18 protein-coding genes are annotated in these 17,638 nt (G+C 70.3%); 5 read left to right on the top strand and 13 right to left on the bottom strand.

Annotation, left to right across the window (positions count from 1 at the left end; all coding sequences use genetic code 11):
* The first annotated feature begins 45 nt into the window (after positions 1–45).
* Complete coding sequence (locus tag LOY02_RS04605; RefSeq protein ID WP_317181155.1) at positions 46–1,011, top strand: alpha/beta hydrolase; 966 nt, start codon at positions 46–48, stop codon at positions 1,009–1,011.
* Here the strand turns inward: LOY02_RS04605 and LOY02_RS04600 are convergent.
* On the bottom strand, positions 979–1,611 hold the full coding sequence (locus LOY02_RS04600) for a TetR/AcrR family transcriptional regulator (RefSeq protein WP_317181154.1): 633 nt from the start codon (positions 1,609–1,611) through the stop codon (positions 979–981). The genes LOY02_RS04605 and LOY02_RS04600 overlap by 33 nt on opposite strands.
* Before the next feature lie 72 nt (positions 1,612–1,683).
* On the opposite strand from LOY02_RS04600, the gene LOY02_RS04595 reads away from it, so the two are divergent.
* Positions 1,684–2,205 (top strand): DUF4442 domain-containing protein, encoded by a 522-nt coding sequence (locus LOY02_RS04595; RefSeq protein ID WP_317181153.1) that lies wholly within the window; start codon positions 1,684–1,686, stop codon positions 2,203–2,205.
* Between the two features lie 32 nt (positions 2,206–2,237).
* Positions 2,238–2,945: a M50 family metallopeptidase gene (locus tag LOY02_RS04590; RefSeq protein ID WP_317181152.1), complete on the top strand. Its 708-nt coding sequence runs from the start codon at positions 2,238–2,240 to the stop codon at positions 2,943–2,945.
* Here the strand turns inward: LOY02_RS04590 and LOY02_RS04585 are convergent, their stop codons facing one another.
* On the bottom strand, positions 2,946–3,599 hold the full coding sequence (locus LOY02_RS04585; protein ID WP_317181151.1) for an LON peptidase substrate-binding domain-containing protein: 654 nt from the start codon (positions 3,597–3,599) through the stop codon (positions 2,946–2,948).
* Positions 3,600–3,788: 189 nt separating this feature from the next.
* Between LOY02_RS04585 and LOY02_RS04580 the strand changes: the two genes are divergently transcribed.
* A complete protein-coding gene (locus LOY02_RS04580) occupies positions 3,789–4,832 on the top strand; it encodes an ArsR/SmtB family transcription factor (protein WP_317181150.1) in 1,044 nt (347 codons plus the stop codon).
* Between the two features lie 325 nt (positions 4,833–5,157).
* Here LOY02_RS04580 and LOY02_RS04575 read toward each other — a convergent pair whose 3' ends face one another.
* The 8 genes from LOY02_RS04575 to LOY02_RS04540 all read right to left on the bottom strand — a co-directional run bounded on the left by LOY02_RS04575 (position 5,158) and on the right by LOY02_RS04540 (position 13,702).
* Entirely contained in the window at positions 5,158–6,201 is a 1,044-nt protein-coding gene (locus tag LOY02_RS04575; protein ID WP_317181149.1) for an ArsR/SmtB family transcription factor, read from the bottom strand.
* 145 nt (positions 6,202–6,346) lie between these two features.
* Positions 6,347–8,053 carry an ABC transporter substrate-binding protein gene (locus LOY02_RS04570; protein ID WP_317181148.1) on the bottom strand — a complete coding sequence of 569 codons (1,707 nt, stop codon included), beginning with the start codon at positions 8,051–8,053 and terminating at the stop codon, positions 6,347–6,349.
* A 376-nt stretch (positions 8,054–8,429) separates the two neighbouring features.
* Complete coding sequence (locus tag LOY02_RS04565) at positions 8,430–9,494, bottom strand: dipeptide ABC transporter ATP-binding protein (RefSeq protein WP_317181147.1); 1,065 nt, start codon at positions 9,492–9,494, stop codon at positions 8,430–8,432.
* A 7-nt stretch (positions 9,495–9,501) separates the two neighbouring features.
* Complete coding sequence (locus LOY02_RS04560; RefSeq protein WP_317181146.1) at positions 9,502–10,584, bottom strand: ABC transporter ATP-binding protein; 1,083 nt, start codon at positions 10,582–10,584, stop codon at positions 9,502–9,504.
* 33 nt (positions 10,585–10,617) lie between these two features.
* Positions 10,618–11,622 (bottom strand): ABC transporter permease, encoded by a 1,005-nt coding sequence (locus LOY02_RS04555; protein ID WP_317181145.1) that lies wholly within the window; start codon positions 11,620–11,622, stop codon positions 10,618–10,620.
* 2 nt (positions 11,623–11,624) lie between these two features.
* The gene (locus tag LOY02_RS04550; protein WP_317181144.1) at positions 11,625–12,671 is read right to left on the bottom strand and encodes an ABC transporter permease; all 1,047 of its coding nucleotides are present in this window, start codon (positions 12,669–12,671) and stop codon (positions 11,625–11,627) included.
* 169 nt (positions 12,672–12,840) lie between these two features.
* A complete protein-coding gene (locus LOY02_RS04545) occupies positions 12,841–13,554 on the bottom strand; it encodes a hypothetical protein (RefSeq protein WP_317181143.1) in 714 nt (237 codons plus the stop codon).
* A gap of 4 nt (positions 13,555–13,558) precedes the next feature.
* Positions 13,559–13,702, bottom strand: coding sequence for a hypothetical protein (locus tag LOY02_RS04540; RefSeq protein ID WP_317181142.1), 144 nt, complete (start codon positions 13,700–13,702; stop codon positions 13,559–13,561).
* 100 nt (positions 13,703–13,802) lie between these two features.
* On the opposite strand from LOY02_RS04540, the gene LOY02_RS04535 reads away from it, so the two are divergent.
* Complete coding sequence (locus LOY02_RS04535; protein ID WP_317181141.1) at positions 13,803–14,180, top strand: hypothetical protein; 378 nt, start codon at positions 13,803–13,805, stop codon at positions 14,178–14,180.
* A 99-nt stretch (positions 14,181–14,279) separates the two neighbouring features.
* On the opposite strand, the gene LOY02_RS04530 is transcribed toward LOY02_RS04535, so the two are convergent.
* The 3 genes from LOY02_RS04530 to LOY02_RS04520 all read right to left on the bottom strand — a co-directional run bounded on the left by LOY02_RS04530 (position 14,280) and on the right by LOY02_RS04520 (position 17,582).
* Positions 14,280–15,494: a 4-hydroxybenzoate 3-monooxygenase gene (locus LOY02_RS04530; RefSeq protein WP_317181140.1), complete on the bottom strand. Its 1,215-nt coding sequence runs from the start codon at positions 15,492–15,494 to the stop codon at positions 14,280–14,282.
* A gap of 73 nt (positions 15,495–15,567) precedes the next feature.
* On the bottom strand, positions 15,568–16,617 hold the full coding sequence (locus LOY02_RS04525; protein ID WP_317181139.1) for an aldo/keto reductase: 1,050 nt from the start codon (positions 16,615–16,617) through the stop codon (positions 15,568–15,570).
* Positions 16,614–17,582, bottom strand: coding sequence for a Gfo/Idh/MocA family oxidoreductase (locus LOY02_RS04520; RefSeq protein ID WP_317181138.1), 969 nt, complete (start codon positions 17,580–17,582; stop codon positions 16,614–16,616). The genes LOY02_RS04525 and LOY02_RS04520 overlap by 4 nt, the downstream gene beginning before the upstream one ends.
* Positions 17,583–17,638: the final 56 nt, after the last annotated feature.

Raw genomic sequence — 17,638 nt, 5'->3', positions numbered from 1 at the left:
GCGCTACCGTGCGGTGGGAGCCCCTGGCGTCGTCGAAGGAGAACCATGCAGTCGAGCACCCACACCGTCACGACCGCCGACGGCACGCCCCTCTTCGTCCACCACTGGCTGCCCGACGGACCGCCCAAGGCCGTCGTCCAGCTCGCCCACGGCATGGCGGAGCACTCCGCGCGCTACGAGCGGTTCGCGGAGCGCCTCACGGCGGCGGGCTTCGCCGTCTACGCCGCCGACCACCGCGGTCACGGCCAGACTGCCTCGTCGACGACTCCCGACCACGGCTACTTCGCCGACCGGGACGGCTTCGACACCGTCGTGGCGGACCTGCGGACCGTGACCGACCACGCACGGGAGGAGCAGGCGGGACTGCCGTTCTTCCTCTTCGGGCACAGCATGGGATCCTTCCTCTCCCGGGCCTATGCCATCCGCTGGGGCCACGACCTGGCCGGGTTGGTCCTCTCGGGCACGGCCGGCGACCCGGGCGCCCTCGGCCGGATCGGTCGCGCGGTGGCGCTGGCGCAGGCCCGCGTCCGCGGTCGTCGGCACCCGAGTGGGCTGATGGACCGGCTCACCTTCGGGCAGTACAACGCGGCGTTCAAACCGAACCGGACGAAGTTCGACTGGCTCTCCCGCGACCCCGACGAGGTCGACAAGTACATCGCCGACATCGAGTGCGGCAACCTCTTCACGGCCGGGTTCTTCTCCGACCTGCTCGACGGCCTGGCTCGCGTCAACGCCGACGGCGAGGTGTCCAGGGTGCCGAAGGATCTGCCGATCCTCCTCATCTCGGGGGACATGGACCCGGTGGGTGAGAAGTCGAAGGGTGTCCGCCGGGTCGAGGCGCAGTACCGGCGGCTCGGGGTGACCGACGTGACGTCGATCTTCTACCCGGGCGCACGGCACGAGCTGCTCAACGAGACCAACCGCGACGAGGTGATGGACGACGTCATCGGGTGGCTCGACGAGCGGCTCCGGGCGCACTCAGCCGGGGGAGCTGCCCTGGGCCACGGGTGAGAGGCCGGCGAGGACGGCGTCGATGACCGCGACGTAGGTCTCGCGCGCGGACTCCCGTGCCCCGAGGTAGCCGCCGAGCTCGAGAAGGACGGCACCGTGGCCGGCCGCCCAGAGGCGCCGGGCCAGTTCCCACTCGTCGACGTCGACGAGGTGACCAGCATCCCGGGCACGGGCCGCCGCCTCTGCCACGGTGCGCAGCGAGGCCCGTGCGCGCGCGAAGTCTGTGTCGGTGAGCGCTGTCCCGATGGCCTGGGGGCCGCCGAACATCACCACGTAGAGGTGCGGGTTGGCCAGGGCGTTGTCTCGGTAGGCGAGGGCGATGGCGTGCAGCTCGCGAAAGGGGTCGCCGTGGTCGACCGACTCGGGGTCGAGATCGGCGAGGCGCCGCGCGAGATGCGTGTCGAGGCGGGCGAAGGCCTCCGCGATGACGGCGTTGATGACCGCGGGCATGCTGCCGAAGTGCGTGTAGACCGCCATCGTCGAGGCGTCGACCGCCCTCGCCAGCGCCCGCGCGCTGAGGCCATGCGGCCCCTTCGTCGCGAGCAGTCCGGCCGCGGCCACGACGAGGTCGTCCCGGGTGACCCTCCTGGTCGTCGGCAAAGAAGTGGTCCTCGTCTCGGGTGCGCTGCTAGCGTCAGCCTATAACACTGTTATGGACAGATTGGGGACCTCATGTCATCGGCCGCTCTGCCTGGTCGGCGTCTGCGCTTTCCACGCTGGCAGGAGTTCGGCGGAAGCGCCACCACCGTCCGTCGGTTCCTCAACGTGTGGCCGCCGTTCGCGTTCACCGGCGTCCGCGTCGAGCACCTCAGCGACGACTTCCGGGAGGCCCGCGTGCGCCTCGGCTTCAGCCCGCTCCACCGCAACTACGTCGGCACCCAGTTCGGTGGCTCGCTCTTCGCGATGACCGACCCGTTCTGGATGGTGATGGTCCTGCGCAACCTCGGGGACCGTGACTACGTCGTCTGGGACAAGGCCGCCGAGATCGAGTTCGTCACACCGGGCCGTTCCGCGGTGACTGCCGAGTTCGTCGTGACTGACGCGGTGCTCGAGGAGCTCCGGGCCGAGACCGCGGAGAAGGGCAAGACGCTGCGCTGGTTCGAGACCGAGGTGCGTGGTGCAGACGGCACGCTCGTCGCACGGGTCCGCAAGCAGCTCTACGTCCGGCGCAAGGTCACCGCCCCCGCCGTGTGAGCGTCCGGGGACGTCGGCTAGGTTCGGCGGCCATGGACTGGTTGGACGAGGTCGTCTCGCGCCTCGAGCCGGCGACCAGCGACGTGACCCTGACCGCGACAGCGGTGTGGACGGTCCTCGCCGGATCGCTGCTCGTCGTCGCCGTCGAGCCGCTGTGGCGCATCCTGCGGATCGCCGTCACGCTCGTGCACGAGCTCGGTCACGCGGTGGTCGGCATGGCGGTGGGGCGGCGCTTCACCGGTTTCGTCCTCCGGGGCGACATGTCCGGCCACGCCGTGACCGTCGGCCGACCACGGGGCCTCGGGCGCATCGTGTCGACCTGGGCGGGCTACCCCGCGCCCGCTGTCATCGGCGCAGCGATGGCGTGGGTCGCCGGTCGGGGATGGTCCGCCGCGTTCGTCGGAGGCGTCATCGTCGTCCTGCTCGTCGCCCTCCTCCGAGTCCGCTCCGCGCTCACCCTGCTCGTCATGGTCGCCGCCATCACCGCGACCGCGGCGCTGTGGTGGTGGCGCGACGACACCCTCCAGGCGCAGCTGCTCGTGGGGACGGGGATCGTCCTCGTCATCGGCGCCTGGCGCCACCTGGCGGCCGTGGCCACGACGCGGGACCGCTCGAGCGACCCCGGTGTGCTCGCGTCACTGACCCACGTGCCGCGCGTGGTCTGGAACCTCTCCTTCGCCGCCGTCTGCGCTGCGGCCACGTGGCTCGTGGCGGCCGAAGTCGTCGGCGCCCTTCGCTGATCAGTTCAGGTCGAACGGGGAGTCAGGTGGCTTGAGAGCCCCGCCCAGGGCACTGGCCAGCTCCCGCTCCCGTTGGGTCAGCGTCAGCCCCAGCCTGAGCCTGGACTCGGTGTCCGGGCTCTCGAGCAGGTGCTGGCGGTCGGCGAGGTCGAGCCCCACGACGAGCGGGACGGCGTAGGACAGCCCGCGGGCGTCCTCCGGCACGTCCTCCGCCTCCACCCCGGTCACCTCACGGAAGGCGGCGAGCTCCGCCCGCAGGCGGTCGGCGAGGGACGCGAGGGCGGTCACGTCGCCATCTCGCTCGTCGAGCCAGGTCACTCTCGCGGTCGTGTACGGCGTGGCGGCGAGCGAGTCGACCTCCTCGAGCCGGAAGCGGTCCGTGGCCTCGGCGATGACGAAGAAGCGCTGCTCGCCGAGGACCGCCACGTGGGTCAGCCGGGCGCCGCATCCCACGTCGTGCAGGGCCCGCACGGCTCCGTCACCGACCTCGTTGCCCTCCCGGATCGCGATGACGCCGAAGACCGGGGGGCGCTCCTCCTGGGCATCGATGAGGTCCCGGAGCATCGCGACGTAACGCGGCTCGAACACGTGCAGCGGCAGCCGAGTCCCCGGCAGGAGGACCGTGCCGAGAGGGAAGAGCGGCAGGGAGGCCACCCCTCCAGCGTAGGACGGTCCCGACGGGGCCGTGGCCCGCCGCGGTCCATCACGATCCATGTTCTTTTCCACAAATGGACCTGCGCGCCCGGGTCCGTCTACGCCACAATCATGTGCGGATCCTCTCGCCGCGTGACAGTTCGGGGGTGCAGACACCGCGCGGCCGGAGGCAACAGGGAGACGGGTGCCGTGATCGAGTTCAAGCTCAATGTCGACGTGATGGGCAATGCCAGGTTTGCGTTCTCGCCCCTGGCCGAGACGGTATCGAGCCTGTGCGTGCTCACCGCGCCACACCCGCTGCACCTGCACCGTCCCTGGGCGAACGTCGTCCGCGAGCGCCTGCGCGGACACGACCTGTCGCTGCTCCAGGCCCTCGTGCCTTCGGGCAACTGGCTGGTCGACTTCCTCTATCCCCGGGCCACCTCACCCACCACGAGCATCGAGGACCAGCTCGACGAGCTGGCCAGGACCGCTCCCGACGAGATCCGCAAGGAGCTCGAGTGGGTCTGGTCGGGTCGCCAGATGCCCGCCCCAGCACTGGAGGTCATCGCCGCAGGAGCCCACGGGCCGGAGCTCATCGCCGATGCCGTCTGGGCCTACCACGAGGTCGCCATCGCGCCGTTCTGGACGCGGATGTGCGGCGTCCTCGAGGAGGACGTGGCCCACCGCGCGTCCCAGGCGATGCAGGGCGGCCTCTTCGACCTCCTCGCCGACCTCCACCCCGAGATCTCCATCGAGGACCACGTGCTGCGGGTGGACAAACCGCACCACGCTGACGAGGTCTACGAGGGAGCCCTCCTGACGCTCGTCCCGTCGGTCTTCACGTGGCCCCGCCTCATCGTCGCGCACCACACGCCCGGCTGTTTCGAGTTCACCTACGGCGCCCGCGGGGTCGGGAAGGTCTGGGAGGGCCTGGACGACGATCCTGAAGGCGCCGACGAGCACCTCGGCGCGCTGCTGGGTCGGGGCCGGGCAGCAGTGCTCACCCTGCTGCGCACCCCGATGTCCACGACGCAGCTCGCCCGCGCCCTCGACCAGAGTGCCGGGTCGATCAGCCGCCATCTGTCCGTCCTCCGCGAGAGCGGACTCGTCGTGAGCTGGCGGTCGGGCCGCAACGTCCTCTACGCGCAGACCCCGTTGGCCCAGACCCTGGCATCGGTCAACGAGGACCGGCTTGCGGGCCCGGCCCGGCGCCGCGGCGCTCCGCTGCACCTCGCCCGCCGCGAGGCGTGATCGGCTGCACAGGCCGCGAGAGGTGACCCGGTCCGGATGCGCAAGCGGCGGGCTCACGATCCCGGGGTTCCCCGAGGGATCGTGAGCCCGCCTGTCACCGCGTGGGGCCGGGTGGGAACGATGCTCGACATGGAGGGGGCCGAGCTCGGCCACCAGCGGTGCGTTGGCACCGTCCGCCGGTCGAGCGCGGGCTCAGTGGTGGGCCGCTGAGGAGGGAGGGTCACGGTCCCACCGCCCGGGGGATGCTGCCCTTGGATGGTGTCCGGTCCCACTATGCCTCACCCTGCCGGCCCTGTCGCACCTTTTGCGCCCAGGGCAAAGGTGGTCAGCCGGTTCGTGGCACCTCGACACCCCAGGCGGGGCGCACGGATGCCGCGATCCGCGCTGGGCCCCGTGGACCGGTCGCCCGCGGGCCGGCCAGGACCGAGGCAGCGAGGGCGGTTCGGCGGTAGAGGATGTTGCGCCCCGACCGCCAGCTGACGACCATGCCGCTGTCCCGGAGGATGGACAGGTGGCGGTTGACGGCCGCAGGGCTCTGATCGAGCACGCGGGCCACCTGGGTCGTCGACATGGGGACGCCGAGCAGAGCGAGGATCGCGGAGCGGCTTCGTCCGAGCAGGGTGGCCACGGCCCGGGAGAGATCCTTGGGGTTGACGTCCTCCCAGACCCGGCCCGCGCCGCGGGCCGTGTAGGTCACAGCGAAGGACTCGCCGTCGTCGTCGACGAAGAGCCCCGGCCACGCGAAGACGGACGGGACGAGCGTGAGCACGAGCCCGTCGAGCCGGCGGTCCGTCGGGTAGGGCCGGTTGATGCTCAACGTGTCCCCCTCGGCGACGACGTCCGAGTGCAGGTCGTTGAGGAGTCCGTAGAGGCCGCTCTGGGACGTCAGCGTCGAGCGGTAGGCGAGGTCGTCCTCGAGGACGCCGCGCATGCGCTCCCACCACGGCTCCACGGCGGTCGTCCAGTAGCGAGTCAGGGCGTCCGCGAGGAGGTGTGGTCCGTCCGCCCCGATAAGGCGGCGCGCCGCCAGCGGAGGAGGCGTGCCTGCCCAGACGCGGAGGACCTCGTCCCGGACGTCGGTGGCGGGAAGGGTCGCCACGTCGGCCACCTGCTGCTCGAACGTCGTCGACATGGTGGCCGCACTCGCGAAGAGGAATGACGGAGCGCCGGGTCCCGGAGGGCACACTGCGAGCAGGAGGTCGAGGTCCGTCTCGCTCAGCGCGCCCCGGACGCGGCGCAACCACGGGTCGTGCAGGTGCATGGACGGCGGATCGGCCAGCAGCTTGAGGCTGGCGCCGACCTCGGCCAGCGGTGAGAACGCGAATCTGACCCTGCCGAGAACGTCAGGGGTGAGTCGAAAGTTGATCACGGCGTGCTTCCCCTCGTGTGTGATCGTGCGAGGGGCCGGACCGGACGCCTGGGTTCAGGCGCCCGGTCCGGCCTTCGCCGGCAGGCCGGGTGGAGCCGACATGCCTTGCGGAGTCACCGGTGACGGATGACCGGTGGTGGGTGCGTCAGCTGCCGGGCTTGACGGCGATCTGCGCGAGGTCGATCAGACCGCCGGTGTTCGGGTCCGCCGTCGCGTTGGTGATCCGCGACCCCGTGACGTAGATGTTGAGGTCCTGCGAGATCGGGACGAGCGGAGCCGTCTTCATGATCTCGTCGTAGAGGGTCGACCATGCCTCCTGGGCGGCATCGTTGTCGGACATCTCCCGGATCTCGGCCATCTTGTCCCAGCCGACCTGCGACCGCGAGTAGTTGTTCGGGCCGGCCTTGCCGGCCTGCGACGTGTCCGGGCCGAGGACCGGCGGGACGACAGACGACAGGGAGGCCCAGTCGTAGCACCAGCCGGCCGTGATGAGGTCGGTTGCCGACTCGTCGTTCTGCTGCTGGGTGTAGTAGTTCGCCCCGACGATCTTCCGGATCTCGATGTTGACGCCGATCTTCTTCCACGACGCCTGTGCCGCTTCGGCGGCCTTGACCGCGACCCCGACATCGGCCGTGCCGAGCGTGAGGGTCTCCCCGTTGTAGCCGGACTCCGCGAGGAGTTGCTTGGCCTTCGCCACGTCACCGGTCGGCGGCGCGGGGAACGGGTTGCCCTCGTGGTAGCCCTTCATCGAGCTCGGGATGATGCTGTCCACGAGCCGGTTGAGGCGCTCGCCTCCGCGACCCGAGATCCAGGCCTGCCGGTCGAGGCCGACGTAGAGGGCCTCGCGCAGCTTCTGGTCCTTGAGCAGCTCCTTCTGCTGGTTGAAGGCGATGTAGCGCCGGCAGACGTCCTCGCCCTCGACGACCCGGTCCTTGACCCGCGGCTGGTTGAGCTTGCCGAGGTTGGCCGGCTGGACTGCGCTGAAGCTGAGCGATGCCTGGTCCGCCTCGCCATCGAGGATCAGGCGCTGGTCGACGGTGGCCGGGTCCTGCCCGAAGACGAAGACGAACTTGTCCGGCAGGGCGGTGCGGACCTCGTCGGTGCTCGCGTCCCAGTGCGGGTTGCGCACGAGCGTGAGGGTCTTGTCCCGCTCGTAGTTCTCGATCATGTAGGGACCGGACGACACCGGGTGGTTGTCGTAGTCGGTCTTCGTGTCCTTGGCCTCCGGCACGGGCGCGAAGGTCGGCATCGTCGTCGTGTGGTCGAACTCGGGGTTCGCCGTCTGCAGGGTGAAGACGATCGTCTTGTCGTCCGGCGTGGTGATCCCCGAGCAGCCCTTGCCGCCGTTGTTGCCGGGCGGCGAGTACGGGCCCTTGTAGCCCTCCTCACAGACGACCATCTGACGCGCGTACGGTGCGCCCTCGGACATGTCCGGCACGAAGGAGCGCTCGACGTTGTACTTGATGTCGGCCGCCTTGATGGGCGTGCCGTCCTCGTACTTGAGGCCGTCCTTGAGCGTGAACGTCCACGTCTTGAAGTCCTCTGAGTGCTCGACGGTCTCGGCGAGGTCGTTCGTCAGGACGATCTGCTCCGCCGCGCCGTCCCACTTGTACTCCATCAGCTTGCGGCTGATGAGCTTGCTCGCCATCGAGGAGTCGGTGACGAAGCTGCGAACCGGGTCGAGGTGCTCGAAGTCGTTCTCGTGATAGACCGTGACGGTGCCGCCCTTCGCCCCGGCCGCGCCCGTCGAGTCATTCGAGGCGGGCGTCGGGTCGGTACTCGAACAGGCAGCCAACGGGATCGCCGCGGCCACGGCGATCATCAGGGTTCGGGCTCTGATGCCACGAGCCATGTCGGTGTCCTTCTCTCTTGCGATGGTGCCCGGGATCGGTGACCGGGCTGACCCACGTCATCCAGCCAGTCCCCTGTGATCCCGGCAACGATTCGCAGAGAGGCGCGCACTGTGACCTTTTCGCGACCCTTTCGACAACAGGACGTGACGGCTTCTTGACCGGATCGTGCGCTGGGAGAAGGGCAACCGGATCAGCCGATCTGCCGGTCGGCGCCGTTCAGGGACCTGTGGGGCTCGCGCGGGACTGGCCCGCCTCGCCGTGCCCGCGGAGTGCCCGGGAGACGTCTACGAGGCGTACGTCAAGTCCTGACGCAACAGCCACGGGGATCCCGGAACGTCGGCGCGGTTCAGGGACCTGCCTGCGCGTGCCCGCGGTTCAGAGGACCTGCCGGTCCTCGGGGAAGTGGCAGGCCGCGAGGTGGCCCGGCGCGCCGATCTGGAGCAGGGGCGGCTCCTGCTCGGCACAGATCTCCTGCGCCTTCCAGCACCGGGTGCGGAAGCGGCAGCCACTGGGCGGGTTGAGCGGGCTGGGCACGTCGCCGACCAGACGGATCCGCTCCCTGCGGGCGGCCGCGTCGGGGTCGGGCTCGGGCACTGCAGACAACAGCGCATGCGTGTAGGGGTGCTTCGCGTGGGCATAGAGGTCCTCGCGGTCGGCGATCTCGACGATCTTGCCGAGGTACATCACCGCGACCCGGTCGGACACGTGCCGGATCACCGAGAGGTCGTGCGCGATGAAGAGGTAGGCGAGGCCGAGCTCGTCCTGGAGGTCCTCGAGGAGGTTGACGACCTGGGCCTGGATGGAGACGTCAAGGGCCGACACCGGCTCGTCGCAGACGATGAGACGGGGTCGGAGCGCCAGCGCCCGGGCGATGCCGATCCGCTGGCGCTGCCCGCCCGAGAACTCGTGCGGGTAGCGGTTGTAGTGCTCCGGGTTGAGGCCCACCCGGTCCATCAGCTCCTGCACCGCCTTCTTCACCCCACCCGTGGGCTTGACGTCCTGGATGTGGAAGGGCGTGGCAATGATCGAGCCGACCGTCTCGCGCGGGTTGAGGGACGAGAAGGGGTCCTGGAAGATGATCTGGACGTCCCGTCGGAGGGGGCGCAGCTGCCGTGTCGTGAGGTGGGTGATGTCCCGCCCCTCGAACACGATCCGGCCACCGGTGGGCTCGTCGAGGCGGGTGACCAGTCGGCCCGTGGTGGTCTTGCCGCAGCCCGACTCTCCGACGACACCGAGGGTCCTGCCCTCGTGGACCTCGAGGCTCACTCCGTCGACGGCCTTGACGGCGCCGACCTGCTTGCGGAAGACGATGCCACGGGTGACCGGGAAGTGACGCTGGAGGTCGGTGACCGAGAGGATCGGCTCCCCCTCGGTGCCCTTCGTGGCCGTGTCGGCGACGCGGGTGGACTCCGCGCTGACCTGCTTCGGGGTGGTTGTCATGACGACCTCACGAGGCTGGACGATCCACGCGGACCGTCTCGGTGTAGATGCGCTGCCGCACGAGCGCTGGGATGTGGCACCTCGCGGCGTGGTCGGCGCCGACCCCGGCGAGCTCGGGGACCTCGGTCCGGCAGAGGTCGCCCTCGACGTGCTCCTTGAAGGTGCAGCGCGGCTCGAACGGGCACCCCGGGGGCAGGTTGATGAGCGACGGGGGTGAGCCCTGGATCGACATGAGCCGCCCCCCGCTCGACTCGACCCGCGGGATCGAGCCCAGCAGGCCCCAGGTGTAGGGCATGTGCGGCCGGTAGAAGATCTCCCGGGTCGGCCCGGCCTCGACGGCGCGACCGCCATACATGACGACGACGGAGTCGGCCATCTGGGCCACGACCCCGAGGTCGTGCGTGATCATGATGATCGCGGAGCCGAACTCGCGCTGGAGGTCGGCCATGAGGTCGAGGATCTGCGCCTGGACGGTGACGTCGAGCGCCGTCGTCGGCTCGTCGGCGATGAGCAGCCTCGGGTCGCACATGAGGGCCATGGCGATCATGGCCCGCTGGCGCATGCCGCCGGAGAACTGGTGGGGAAAGTCGTGGAAGCGCTTGTCCGGTGAGGGGATCCCGACGCGGTCGAGGAGCTCGATGGCGCGGGTTCGTGCTGCGGCGACCGGCACGTCGTGATGGACCCGGTAGGCCTCGACGAGCTGGTCCCCGACGCGGAAGTAGGGGTGGAGCGCGCTGAGCGGGTCCTGGAAGATCATCGCCATCTCACGGCCGCGGAGGCGGCGGATGTCGTCGACCGTCATCTTGACGACGTCTCGCCCGTCGAGCCAGATCTCGCCCGACACCTCGGCGCGGGTGCCCTTGTGCAGGCCCATGATGGCAAGGCTCGTCACGCTCTTGCCCGACCCGGACTCTCCGACGATGCCAAGGGTCTTGCCCGGCTCGAGGCTGAAGCTGAGGTCGTTGACCGCCTGGACGACACCGTCGTCGGTGGGGAACCGGACGGTGAGGTTGCGGACCTCGAGGAAGGCGGGGCCGCCGGTCCGAGGCTGTGTCGGCGGTTCAGGCGTGCGGGCCACAGGCAGAGCCACGGCGTCGCTCCCTTCGCGGAGTGATGGTCAGCCTCAGGAGAGGCGGACGCGGGGGTCGATGAAGGCGTAGAGAACGTCGACGACGATGTTGGCGACCACGATGAACGACGCCGCGATCATGACGACGGCCATGATGATGGGCAGGTCGCCGTTGAGGACCGAGTCGATCGCGGTCTTGCCGAGGCCCTGGATGCCGAAGATCTGCTCGGTGATGACGGCACCGCCGAGGAGCCCTCCGAGGTCGAGGCCGAAGATCGTCACGATCGGGGTGAGCGCTGCGCGGAGCCCGTGCTTGTAGACCACGGTCCGCTCCGGCAGGCCCTTGGCCCTCGCGGTACGGATGTAGTCCTCACTCATCGTCTCGATCATGTTGGTCCGGGTCATCCGGGTGTAGATCGCCGCGTAGAGGAAGGCGAGGGTCAGCCAGGGCAGGATGTAGAACTGGAGGAACTTCAGGGGCCCTGCCTCGAAGGGGTTGGTGCTGCTCGCGTCCGGGAACGGCAGCACCTGGAGCTGGACGATGAAGGCGAAGATGAGCAGGTAGCCCATGACGAGGGACGGGAAGGACACGGCGAAGAGCGCGGTCCCGACACTGAAGCGATCGACCCAGGTGCCCTTCCTCAGGGCCGCGGTGACCCCGAGGAAGACTCCCCCCAGCAGCCAGATGACGGCCGCCCCGGTGGCGAGCCAGAAGGTCGGCCCGACCGCGCCGGCGATCTGGTCCCAGACGAGCTGGCCGTTGCTGATCGACTGGTCGAAGCACGGCCACGGGCAGTGCCGCTCACTCCCCTCGGACCCGAGGGTCCGACCCGCCGGGTTGACCAGGCCGCTCATGTAGCGGCCGTACTGCTCGATGAGCGGGTCGTCGAAGCCGTACGTCTCGTTGATCTCGGCCACCCGTTCCACCGTGCAGTCCTTGCCGCAGATGAGCTGGGCCGGGTTGGCCGGTCCGGCCCAGAAGAGGGTGAACGTGATGGCACTGATGACTCCGAGGATGAGGACCATCTGGAGCAGTCGTCGGACGATGAAGCGAGCCATGGTCAGCCCCTTCCGGCGCGCGGGTCGAGGGCGTCACGGACCGAGTCGCCGAGGAGGTTGAAGGCGAGCACGGTGATGAACAGTGCGGCGCCCGGGAAGAAGAGGAACAGGGGGTCGACCTCGTACCACGCCGAGGCGTCGGAGATCATCCGACCCCAGGACGCAGTCGGTTCCTTGACCCCGACCCCGAGGAAGGAGAGCGCCGCCTCCGCCGTGATGTTCGCCGGGAGCATGAGCGTGGCGTAGACGAGCAGGGTCGGCACGAGGTTGGGCAGGATCTGCCGGAAGATGACAAAGGGGGAGGTCGCGCCCTGCGCCCGGGCAGCCTCGATGAACTCCCGCTCCCGCAGGGCCATGGTCTGCCCCCGGACGATGCGGGCCAGGTAGGCCCAGCCGAAGAAGCCGAGGACGAAGATGAGCACCCCCATGCGGAGGGTGTTGTCGTCCGGGATGCCGAGCAGGGCTTCCGCGCGGTCAGCGATGACGGGCGTCAGCGCCATGATGAACAGGAGCACGGGGAAGCTGAGCATGATGTCCATGAGCCGGCCGAGGACGGCGTCGACCCAACCCCTGAAGTAGCCGGCCGTCATGCCGACGACGGTCCCGAGCAGCACCGCGAGGATGGTGCCCCCGAGTGCGACGAGCAGGGACGGGCGGGCGCCGTAGACGAGGCGGGCGAAGATGTCCCTCCCGTCCTGGGGCTCGATGCCGAGCCAGTGCTCGGAGCTGATGCCGCTGTTGAGGATGCCGCCACTCGGGATGCCGCCGAGCTGCTGGTCGAGCAGCGCCTCCCCGTTGGGACCGGTGAAGTTCGGCTGGTCGGGTGGGTACCCGGAGATCTTGACGATGAGGGGGGCGAAGATCGCGACGAGGACGATGAGCACGATCGTCACGGCGCAGACGAGCGCCACGCGGTCCTGCTTGATCCGCGACCAGGCGATCTGGCCGGGCGAACGGCCCTCGATCTGGCGGGCTTCCGACGACGCAAGGGCCTCGGTGGGGAGCTCGGACTGCGGACCAGCGTCGCTCGCTGTGCCGATCGTGGTCATGGCAGACGGGCCTTTCGACACTCCGGTCCGGTGCGGACGGGTGGTGCGGGATGGGCAGGGGGTGGTTGGGGCTGCTGGCGCGGCAGGGTGCGCCTGGTCCCGGGAGCGTAGGGACGCGCTGGAGCGCGCCGCGACGATTCGCTCAGAGGTGAAAACCGCGACGTCTTCGTTACCGAGCAGGGTGCGGCACCACCCTCCCCCGCAGGGCGGCGAAGATGCCGGGCTGTGCGGCCCGGTAGGTGAGCCGCCACCCGCCGTCCTCTGCGTGCGACAGCCGCGCGACAGCAGGCTCGAGGAAGGAGGGTGCGAGCACGAGGAGGGGTGACGATGCGGCCAACGAGGCGGACCCGTGCGCGAGGCCGACCCGTTCGAGCGCGGCAAGGGCCCCGTCGCGGCGGATCGCCGCCTCCGTGACGCGGGCCTCCGCGTGCAGCGCCTCTTCCAGGGAAGGCCACTCAGGTCGCAGCGTCAGCCGCCAGCACTCCCAGAGCGCCCTGGCGACCACGGCCCCCGCGTCCCCGCGTCCGAGGGCAGCCCGCAGGGCTCGGGACGGCGGCAGCATGCCACCGTGGGCCCGCTCCACGCTCTCCCGGATCCGCGGCGCAGGGGTGTCGGCGATGGCCGCGAGCCCCGGCTCCAGGGACCGTCCCACCGCAGCCGACGGGTCCAGCACGAGCGGCAGCTCCCCAGCCGGCGCCGCGAGGGCGGAGAGGAGCTCGAGCGCTCCACCCCCGAGGCGGGAGACGACCAGCTCTGGCCACCAACGCGCCTCAGCGGAGGTGCTGTGCGCGGCCAGCGCCCGCACGGCAGCCGCGAGCTCCGTCGCCGGCGTGACGCCGTGAATCACCTCGGCGCTCCGCGCACTGGCCCCGGACTGCTGCATCGTTTCACGGTGCGACACGCGGGTGGCCGCGCGCCACGATTAGGCCACAGGTGCTGCCCACCCCGTCGGGACGGAGGCGGTCCGCGCTGGCGAGCCCAGCGGCATACGGCCCCATGACGTATGCCGCTGTGCTGGTTGGGGTGCTCACCACTCCACCCGGCCGGGCCCGTCCTCCAAGCGTCGGGACGTCTGGCCCTGTCACGGGGGGCGCGCCCGATGGAGCGTGGCTGGGGTGAGGAGGTGTACAGATGAAACTCAGACTTCGTGACCTCGTGGCCACGCTTCTCGTCGCCGCCATCGCGGTGCCCTACGTCGGCTACCTGATGCGCGGTGAGATGCCGTTCGTCCAGGATGCGCGCGGGATGGCCGCCATCGGCCTGGTCCTCGGCGTCGCCGCCTACCTGGTCTTCAGGGGTGGCAACGCCCACGACCGGGTCGGCCTCATGGAGAACGGCGTCGCGCTCGTGGCGCTGGCCCTCGGAGTGGCCGCCCTGGTGTTTGCCGAGACGGCAGCCGCCGGGCTGCTGCTGGCAGTCTTCATGGGCTCGATCGCCGTCGTCCTCGTGCTCGAGCTCGTCGACCACGCGGGCTTGCTGCCCGCGCACAGCGGCGGCGCCCACGCCTGACCGCTGGGTGAGGGGCCGGCTCACCGCTCAGTGCGCGAGCCGCCTCACCGCCTGACCGCCCCGCCTGGCTCTCGTCAGGGCGGGGCGGTCCTGTCCGTGCTATCCCTCCTGTCCCTGCGTCGGCCACCCGGTGTACTGCTCGGCGAGGTACACCTGCCCGGCCCGGGTCGACACGAGGTTCTCCAGCTCGCCGAGCTGCCGACGGCGGTCGAAGTCGGAACCGTCGGGAGGCAGGTGGAGCATCTGCGTCATCCAGTACGAGAAGTTCTGCGCCCGCCACACGCGCTCGAGAGCGCGCCTCGCGTACTCGTCGAGCACGGAGTCGTCGCGCGCCGCCATCGCCCGGACGAGCACGTCCGCGAGGATCCGCACGTCGTGGATCGCGAGGTTGAGCCCCCGGGCACCGGTCGGCGGGACCGTGTGGGCCGCGTCGCCGGCGAGGAGCAGCCGACCCCAGCGCATCGGCTCCTGGACGAAGGACCGGAAGGGGAGGACCGACTTCTGGATGACCGGCCCCTCGTGGAGCCGGAAGCCGTCGTCGCCCGCGAGGCTCGCCTGGAGGCGTTCCCAGATCCGCTCGTCGCTCCACGCGCCGACGTCCTCGGTCGGGTCGCACTGGAAGTACATGCGCTGCACGGTCGCGGTCCGCTGGCTGATGAGTGCGAAGCCCGAGTCCGAGTTGCAGTAGATGAGCTCAGGGCTGCTCACGGGCGCCTCGGCGAGGATCCCGAACCAGGCGAACGGGTACTCGCGGTAGCGACGGATGCGGTGCTCCTCCGGGACCAGGTCTCGGCAGGTGCTGCGGGAGCCGTCGGAACCGATGACGTACTTCGCGCTCACCTTGACGGGGGTGCCATCGGCCTCGGTGAACTGCACGGTCGGCTGTTCCGTGTCGATCCCGTCGACGGTGACGTCGCCGACGCCGAAGCGGACGTCGCCGCCGTCGCGAGCCCGGGCGTCCGCCAGGTCGATGAAGACGTCCTGCTGGGGGTAGAGCCACACCGACTCACCGACGAGGGCCTTGAAGTGGATCCGGTGGCTGCGACCGCCGAAGCGCAGGATGGTGCCCTCGTGCTCGTGCCCGTCGCGGAGGATGCGGTCCGAGACGCCGGAGTCGACGAGCAGCCGGGCGGCCTCGGCCTCGAGGATGCCGGCCCGGTGCGTCGCCTCGATCTCCTCGCGGGAGCGCAGGTCGATGGCGACCGACGACACCCCGGCGCGGTGGAGCAGGTGGGCCGCCATGAGCCCGGCTGGGCCGGCCCCGACGATGGCGACGTCGGTCGTGACGACGGTGTCCGGGTTCGTGGTGCTCATCGTGCTCCTTCGTATGCCGCTGGGCTGGCGGGGCGCGTCACGGCGCTGGGTTCGCGCTGGGGTCAGAGCCGACTCAGCCGGCTTGGGGGAAGGCCTCGGTGTCGACGTCTGCCGCCGCGGCGGCGCTGTAGCGCGAACCGACCACGGTCCGCTCGTTGACGATCTCGCCCGCCTGCTCGAGCACGTCCGGGGAGACGGTGACCGCGGCTGCGGCGAGATTCTCGCGCAGGTGGTCGATGCTCCTCGTGCCCGGGATGGGAACGACGTGGTCGCCGCGACTGAGCAGCCAGACGAGCGCGAGCTGCGCAGGCGTGCAACCGGCCTCGTCCGCGAGAGAGGCGAAGCGACGCTGGAGGGCCAGGTTCGCGGCATACGCCTCGCCCTGGAAGCGGGGCATCGCGTGCCGGATGTCCTTCTCGGGAAGCTCGGCCATGACCGGCGGCGCGGAGGTGAGCACGCCGCGGGCCAGCGGTGAGAAGGCGACGAGGGTGATCCCGAGCTCGCGGCAGACCGCGTCGGCGCCGAGCTCGGGATTGCGCGTCCAGAGGCTGTACTCGTTCTGGAGGGCAGCGACCGGGTGGACCGCGTGCGCGCGGCGGACCGTCGCGGCCGACATCTCGGACAGGCCCACGTGGCGGACCGAGCCCGCCTCGACGAGCTCGGCGATGGCGCCCACGCTCTCCTCGACCGGCACGGCAGGGTCGAGACGGTGGAGGTAGTAGACGTCGATGACGTCGGTCCGGAGGCGACGCAAGGCCTCATGCGCCGTCGCCCGGATCGTCTCGGGACGACCGTCGACGACGCGCTTGCCGTCGACGCCGGTCATGCCGCACTTGCTCGCCAGGACGATCCGGTCGCGGTGGGGCCCGAGGACCCGACCGACGAGCTCCTCGTTGGCTCCGAAGCCATAGAGCGCCGCCGTGTCGAAGTGGACGACGCCGAGGTCGAGCGCCTCGAGCAGCAGCCGTGCGGCCTCCTCGGCGGTCGAGGGCGTCCCGTAGGCATGGCTGAGGTTCATGCAGCCGAGCCCCATCGGCCCGACCTCGAGGTCGCCGATGCGCCGCGACGAGCCCGCCGTCATCGGGTCGCCCACGGACTTCAGGGTCCCGTGTGCGTCGGTCACGAGGCCTGCCCCTCCAGCTGCTTCTCGAGGTCGGCCAGGGTGCGGTAGCACGGCATGACGTCGGCGATCGAGGCATTGGGCTGTCGCCCTTCCCGGATCGCGGCGACGAACTCCCGGTCCTGCAGCTCGATGCCGTCCATCGACACGTCCACGCCGCTCACATCGATCGGCTCCTCCTTGCCGGTGACGAGGTCGTCGTAGCGCGCGATGTACGTGCCCGTGTCGCCGATGTAGCGGAAGAACGTGCCGAGCGGGCCGTCGTTGTTGAAGGACAGCGACAGGGTGCAGATGGCGCCGGACTCGGCGAGGAGCTGGATCGACATGTCCATGGCGATCCCGAGCTCGGGGTGGAGCGGCCCCTGGATGGCGTTGGCTCGCACAATCGGTGAGCCGGTCTGGTAGGCGAAGAGGTCGACCGTGTGGGCGGCGTGGTGCCAGAGGAGGTGGTCGGTCCACGACCGCGGCTGCCCGAGGGCGTTGAGGTTCTCGCGCCGGAAGAAGAACGTCTGCACGTCCATCTGCTGGATGTGGTACTCGCCGGAGGCGATCCGCTGGTGGACCCACTGGTGGCTCGGGTTGAACCGCCTCGTGTGGCCCACCATCCCGACGAGCCCCGTCTGCTGCTGGAGGGCGAGGCAGGCCTCCGCGTCGGCGAGGTTGTCGGCGAGGGGGATCTCGACCTGCACGTGCTTGCCGGCCTCGAGGCAGCGCTGTGTCTGCTCGGCGTGCATCGGCGTCGGCGTCGCGAGGATGACCGCGTCGACGTCGTCCATCGCGAGGGCGTCGTCCAGGGTGGCGACCGGACGACCCGCGCCGTGCTCCTCGGCGAACGACGTCGCCGCCTCCAGGGTCGAGCTGATCACGGCGGCGACCTCGACGTCCTCGATCCGCTTGAGAGCCGCGACGTGCTTGGCGCCGAAGGCCCCGCCTCCGGCGAGGGCGATCCTGAGGGGCTGCTGGGTCATGTCACTCCTGGGGGTTGTCCGCGGACTGGTCGGCGGGGTGGTTGGCGAGGATGAGG

Origin of the sequence: Intrasporangium sp. (genome assembly GCF_032907665.1) — a bacterium.
Taxonomy (GTDB): domain Bacteria; phylum Actinomycetota; class Actinomycetes; order Actinomycetales; family Dermatophilaceae; genus Intrasporangium.
Note: the sequence above shows the minus strand (reverse complement) of the source record. Positions and strands in the feature narration are given on the sequence as shown.

Bases quoted from the DNA above. Each gene is read 5' to 3' on its own strand.
- LOY02_RS04605 (WP_317181155.1), top strand. From the start codon at position 46: ATGCAGTCGAGCACCCACACCGTCACGACCGCCGACGGCACGCCCCTC.
- LOY02_RS04595 (WP_317181153.1), top strand. From the start codon at position 1,684: ATGTCATCGGCCGCTCTGCCTGGTCGGCGTCTGCGCTTTCCACGCTGG.
- LOY02_RS04590 (WP_317181152.1), top strand. From the start codon at position 2,238: ATGGACTGGTTGGACGAGGTCGTCTCGCGCCTCGAGCCGGCGACCAGC.
- LOY02_RS04570 (WP_317181148.1), bottom strand. From the start codon at position 8,053: ATGGCTCGTGGCATCAGAGCCCGAACCCTGATGATCGCCGTGGCCGCG.
- LOY02_RS04565 (WP_317181147.1), bottom strand. From the start codon at position 9,494: ATGACAACCACCCCGAAGCAGGTCAGCGCGGAGTCCACCCGCGTCGCC.
- LOY02_RS04555 (WP_317181145.1), bottom strand. From the start codon at position 11,622: ATGGCTCGCTTCATCGTCCGACGACTGCTCCAGATGGTCCTCATCCTC.
- LOY02_RS04550 (WP_317181144.1), bottom strand. From the start codon at position 12,671: ATGACCACGATCGGCACAGCGAGCGACGCTGGTCCGCAGTCCGAGCTC.
- LOY02_RS04545 (WP_317181143.1), bottom strand. From the start codon at position 13,554: ATGCAGCAGTCCGGGGCCAGTGCGCGGAGCGCCGAGGTGATTCACGGC.
- LOY02_RS04535 (WP_317181141.1), top strand. From the start codon at position 13,803: ATGAAACTCAGACTTCGTGACCTCGTGGCCACGCTTCTCGTCGCCGCC.
- LOY02_RS04530 (WP_317181140.1), bottom strand. From the start codon at position 15,494: ATGAGCACCACGAACCCGGACACCGTCGTCACGACCGACGTCGCCATC.
- LOY02_RS04520 (WP_317181138.1), bottom strand. From the start codon at position 17,582: ATGACCCAGCAGCCCCTCAGGATCGCCCTCGCCGGAGGCGGGGCCTTC.